The organism is Streptomyces phytophilus (genome assembly GCF_013870535.1).
In the GTDB taxonomy this organism is placed as follows: domain Bacteria; phylum Actinomycetota; class Actinomycetes; order Streptomycetales; family Streptomycetaceae; genus Streptomyces; species Streptomyces phytophilus.
The window spans coordinates 1-4,808 of record NZ_JACBXC010000402.1 but is presented as its reverse complement, the minus strand read 5'-3'; the positions used below and the strand labels follow the sequence as shown (position 1 = coordinate 4,808).

At 74.0% G+C, this 4,808-nt stretch carries 6 protein-coding genes; 3 read left to right on the top strand and 3 right to left on the bottom strand.

Features of this window, described 5'->3' with window-relative positions:
• On the bottom strand, positions 1-198 hold a 198-nt coding region (locus H5J30_RS35990; protein WP_220189045.1), incomplete at its 3' end, for a hypothetical protein.
• A gap of 103 nt (positions 199-301) precedes the next feature.
• Complete coding sequence (locus tag H5J30_RS17865) at positions 302-1,180, bottom strand: DUF3109 family protein (RefSeq protein WP_181788415.1); 879 nt, start codon at positions 1,178-1,180, stop codon at positions 302-304.
• A 19-nt stretch (positions 1,181-1,199) separates the two neighbouring features.
• Between H5J30_RS17865 and H5J30_RS17860 the strand changes: the two genes are divergently transcribed.
• The 3 genes from H5J30_RS17860 to H5J30_RS17850 all read left to right on the top strand — a co-directional run bounded on the left by H5J30_RS17860 (position 1,200) and on the right by H5J30_RS17850 (position 3,777).
• On the top strand, positions 1,200-2,126 hold the full coding sequence (locus tag H5J30_RS17860; RefSeq protein WP_181788414.1) for a Ppx/GppA family phosphatase: 927 nt from the start codon (positions 1,200-1,202) through the stop codon (positions 2,124-2,126).
• A gap of 200 nt (positions 2,127-2,326) precedes the next feature.
• Positions 2,327-3,133 (top strand): sugar phosphate isomerase/epimerase family protein, encoded by an 807-nt coding sequence (locus tag H5J30_RS17855; protein WP_181788416.1) that lies wholly within the window; start codon positions 2,327-2,329, stop codon positions 3,131-3,133.
• The gene (locus H5J30_RS17850) at positions 3,130-3,777 is read left to right on the top strand and encodes a TetR/AcrR family transcriptional regulator (protein WP_181788413.1); all 648 of its coding nucleotides are present in this window, start codon (positions 3,130-3,132) and stop codon (positions 3,775-3,777) included. The genes H5J30_RS17855 and H5J30_RS17850 overlap by 4 nt, the downstream gene beginning before the upstream one ends.
• Before the next feature lie 60 nt (positions 3,778-3,837).
• Here the strand turns inward: H5J30_RS17850 and H5J30_RS17845 are convergent, their stop codons facing one another.
• Positions 3,838-4,755 carry a phosphoribosylaminoimidazolesuccinocarboxamide synthase gene (locus H5J30_RS17845; RefSeq protein ID WP_181788412.1) on the bottom strand — a complete coding sequence of 306 codons (918 nt, stop codon included), beginning with the start codon at positions 4,753-4,755 and terminating at the stop codon, positions 3,838-3,840.
• Positions 4,756-4,808: the final 53 nt, after the last annotated feature.

The window sequence follows — 4,808 nt, the reverse complement described above, 5'->3', positions numbered from 1 at the left end:
GCCGGACTCCCCGTCCCCGCCGGGCTCGCCGGACTCCTCGGACCCGGACCCGTCGCCGTCCGACCCGGACCCGTCGCCCTCGGATCCGTCGCCCTCGGACCCGGACCCGTCGCCGTCGGACCCCGACCCGGGCCCCTCGGACCCGGGTCCGTCGCCGTCGGACCCGGACCCGCCCTCCACGCCGACCGCGTCCGCCACGGGCCCCGGCCCGGCCCCGGACCCGCCGGACTCGTCCCCGGCGCGGACGCCGTAGCGGGCGGGCCGACGGGCCGGGGCGCTGTGCCCCGTACCGCGTCCCCCGTCAGTCCGCCGGGTGCGGTGCCGGGAGCGCTCCGTCCCGGGCGCCGCGCAGGCGTTCCTCGCACAGCTCCGCCAGCCGCTCGTATCCCTTCTCGCCCATCAGCTCCACCAGCTCCGGCCGGTACGACTCGTACACCGCCCGGCCGCCACCGTGGGCGGACGGCGCCGACGTGCACCACCAGTGCAGGTCGTGGCCGCCCGGACCCCAGCCGCGGCGGTCGTACTCGCCGATCGAGACCATCAGGACCTTGGTGTCGTCCGGGCGCGTGATCCACTCGTAGGACCGGCGGACCGGCAGCTGCCAGCAGACGTCCGGCTTGGTCTCCAGCGGCTCGCGGTCCTCGCGGAGCGCCAGCAGGTGGAGCGCGCAGCCCGTGCCGCCGGGGAAGCCGGCGCGGTTGTGGAAGACGCAGGCGCCGTCCACGCGGCGGGTCTTGCGTTCGCCGTCCTCGTCGGTCTCGGTCCAGCCGTCCGGGCCGCGGCCCTCCGCGTGGTACTGCCACAGCTCGGGTGTGAGCCGCCGCACATGGCCGGCGACCCGTTTCTCGTCGTCCTTGTCGGAGAAGTGCGCGCCCAGCGTGCAGCAGCCGTCGTCGGGTCCCGCGGGGTCGATGCCCTGGCAGCCGCGGCCGAAGATGCACGACCAGCGTGACGTCAGCCACGTCAGGTCGCAGCGGAAGACCTGTTCGTCGTCGGCGGGGTCCGGAAACTCGACCCACGCGCGGGCGAAGTCGAGCCCGACCTCCTCGGCCCGCGCGTCCGCCCGCGGCTCGGCCCGCGGCTTCGTCGCGGCACTCTCGCGTACGACGCCCGAACCGGCTTGCGTTTTGCCCTGTTTCTTCCTCTTGCTCACGGGACCCAGCGTACGGCCGCGCGGCAAGGCGCTAGCGTTTCCCGTTATGCGACTCGGCGTTCTGGATGTGGGCTCGAACACGGTGCACCTACTGGTGGTGGACGCGCACCCCGGTGCCCGGCCGCTGCCCGCGTACTCGCACAAGGCGGAGCTGCGGCTCGCCGAACTCCTCGACGAGGAGGGTGCCATCGCCGACGACGGGGTCGAGCGGCTGATCGCCACGATTCACGAGGCGCTCCAGGTTTCGGAGGACAAGGGCGCAGAAGACGTGCTCCCGTTCGCCACCTCCGCCGTCCGCGAGGCGGCCAACGCCGAGTCCGTGCTCGCGCGGGTCGCCGACGAGACGGGCGTGAAGCTCACCGTCCTGACCGGCGAGGAGGAGGCGCGGCTCACATTCCTGGCCGCCCGCCGCTGGTTCGGCTGGTCGGCCGGGAAGCTGCTGGTCCTGGACATCGGCGGCGGGTCGCTGGAGATCGCGTACGGAATGGACGAAGACCCCGACAAGGCGGTGTCCCTGCCGCTCGGGGCCGGCCGGCTGACCGCCGCCTGGCTGCCGGGGGACCCGCCGGACCCCGACGACGTACGGGCGCTGCGGCGGTACGTGCGCGCGCAGATCGCCCGGGTCGTCAGCGAGTTCAGCCGGCTCGGTGAGCCGGATCACGTGGTGGCGACGTCCAAGACGTACCGGCAGCTCGCCCGGATCGCGGGCGCGGCGCGCTCCGCGGAGGGGCTGTACACGCACCGGGCGCTGTCGGCGAAGGCGCTGGAGGAGTGGGTGCCGCGGCTGGCCGCGATGCCGGCGGCGGAGCGGGCGGAGCTGCCGGGGGTGTCGGAGGGCAGGGCGCGGCAGTTGCTCGCGGGGGCGCTGGTGGCGGAGGGGGCAATGGACCTGTTCGGGGTGGAGACGGCGGAAATCTGCCCATGGGCGCTGCGCGAGGGGGTCATCCTCAAGCGGCTGGACCAGTTGCCGTGACGGGGCGGGGGGCGCGTACGGCCGCGTACCCTGTCCCCGTGGCAGGAGCATCCCGTTACCGCACCGACGAGCATGACGAGACCGGCGAAACCGGCGAGGCCGGCCGAACCGGGGAGCCCGGGGAGGCCGGCGAACCGGACGGGCGCGGCGCGACCGGCGCGGGGAACGAGCACGGCGCAGGCGGCGACCGCGGGGTCTCCGTGCCCGACGCGCGGGTGACGCTGTCCACCGCCTCCGTCTACCCCGAGTCCACCGCCACCGCCTTCGAGACCGCCGCCCGCCTCGGCTACGACGGCGTGGAGGTCATGGTCTGGACCGACCCGGTCAGCCAGGACATCGAGGCGCTGCGCCGCCTCTCCGACCACCACGGCGTCCCCGTCCTCGCCATCCACGCACCGTGCCTGCTGATCACGCAGCGCGTCTGGTCGCGGGACCCGTGGGAGAAGCTGCGGCGCGCGCGGTCGGCCGCGGAGCGGCTGGGCGCCGAGACCGTCGTGGTGCACCCGCCGTTCCGCTGGCAGCGTGCGTACGCGCGCGAGTTCGTCCGCGGCATCTGGCGCATGGCCGACGAGACGGCGGTGCAGTTCGCGGTGGAGAACATGTACCCGTGGCGCTACCGGGAGAAGGAGATGCTCGCGTACGCGCCCGACTGGGACGTCACCAACGAGGAGTACCGCCACCACACCCTCGACCTCTCGCACACCGCCACCGCCCGCAACGACGCGCTGGAGATGGCCGACCGCATGGGCGACCGGCTCTGCCACGTGCACCTGGCCGACGGCTCCGGCTCCGGCAAGGACGAGCACCTGGTGCCCGGGCGCGGCAACCAGCCGTGCGCCGAGATGCTGGAGCGGCTGGCGGCGCGCGGGTTCGGCGGGCAGGTCGTGGTGGAGATCAACACCCGGCGGGCGATGTCGGCGGCGGAGCGCGAGTCGGACCTCGCCGAGTCGCTGGCGTTCACCCGGCTCAACCTGGCGGCGCCGGTCGCGCGGGGCGCGTCGTCATGACGTCCGGAAAACCGGGGGACGACGCCCCGAAACGGGGCCGGGGCCGCCCGCGGCGCGACGCCGTCGAGGACGGGCCCGGCACCCGGGACCTGATACTGACGACGGCCCGTTCGGAGTTCGCCGAGCACGGCTACGAGAAGACGTCGATACGCGGCATCGCCAAGTCCGCGGGCGTCGACCCGGCGCTGGTCCACCACTACTTCGGCGGCAAGGAGCAGGTCTTCGAGGCCGCGCTCGAAATCACCTTCGCGCCCGCGATGACGGTGCCGGACGTCGTGGTCCACGGTCCGATGGACGGCGCGGGCGAGCGCATCACCCGCTTCTTCTTCAGCACCTGGGAGAACCCGGACTCGCGCGAGCCCCTCCTCGCCGTCCTGCGCTCCGCGGTCAGCAACGAGGCGGCCGTTTCCATCTTCCGCCGCATCGTCACGCGCAGCCTGCTGCACGGCATCACGCCGGAGCTGCCGCTGGAGGAGCGCCAGATGCGCGCGGAGCTGGCGGTGGCGCAGCTCGTCGGGACGGCGCTGCTGCGCTACGTGATCCGGCTCGAACCGATGGCCTCGGCCGACCCGGAGGAGCTGATCGGCCGGCTGGCGCCGATCGTGGAGTACCACCTGACGTCCGCACCCCCGGCGAAGGGCTGACACCCCCGCCGCCGGGCCCCGGTCCGGCCGCGGGGCGGGTCAGGAGTCCCGCGGGGCGGGTCAGGAGTCCCAGCGCTCCCCCGTCAGCCGCTCGTACGCCTCCACGTACTTCTCGCGCGTACGCTCCACCACCTCCGCCGGCAGCTCCGGCGGCGGCTCCTCGCCGTGCCGGTCCCAGCCGGACGCGGCCGACGTCAGCCAGTCGCGTACGTACTGCTTGTCGAACGACGGCTGCGCCCGGCCGGGCCGCCAGGCGGCGATGCCCCAGTAGCGCGAGGAGTCCGGGGTCAGCACCTCGTCGGCGAGGACCAGCTCGCCCTCGCCGACCGCGTCGCCGGTGTAGCCGAACTCGAACTTCGTGTCCGCCAGGATCAGCCCCCGCTCGCGCGCGATGTCCCGCCCGCGCCCGTACACCTCCAGGGTCACCCGCCGCAGCTCCGCCGCGACGAGCGGGCCGACGCGGCGGACCACCTCCTCGTACGTGACGTTCTCGTCGTGCTCCCCCACCTCCGCCTTCGTCGCCGGCGTGAAGACCGGGGCGGGCAGCGCGGAGGCGTCGGTCAGCCCCGGCGGCAGGTCGACGCCGCAGACGGCGCCGGATTCGGCGTACTCCGTGAGCCCCGAGCCCGTCAGATAGCCGCGGGCCACGCACTCCACCGGCACCATCCGCAGCCGCCGACACACCAGGGCGCGCCCCGCCCAGCCGGCGGGGGCGCCCTCGGGCAGCTCGGTGGAGAGCACGTGGTGCGGGACGAGGTCGGCGATCCGCTCGAACCACCACAGGGACAGCTTCGTGAGGATCCGGCCCTTGTCGGGGATCTCGGTGGGAAGCACCCAGTCGTACGCGGAGATCCGGTCGCCGGCGACCATCACCAGGCGGCCTTCGGCGTCCTCGTACAGGTCGCGGACCTTGCCGGTGTGCAGATGGACGAGGCCGGGCACCTGGACGGGCTGGGGCTTCTCCACGAAACCTGTCACGGACTTCCTCCGGGGTTTGCCGATGCGACAGTCGAATTGTCTCGCATCGGCAC

What these genes read in the sequence shown, in the direction of transcription:
- H5J30_RS17860 (WP_181788414.1), top strand. Translation starts at nt 1,200, where the DNA reads ATGCGACTCGGCGTTCTGGATGTGGGCTCGAACACGGTGCACCTACTG.
- H5J30_RS17850 (WP_181788413.1), top strand. Translation starts at nt 3,130, where the DNA reads ATGACGTCCGGAAAACCGGGGGACGACGCCCCGAAACGGGGCCGGGGC.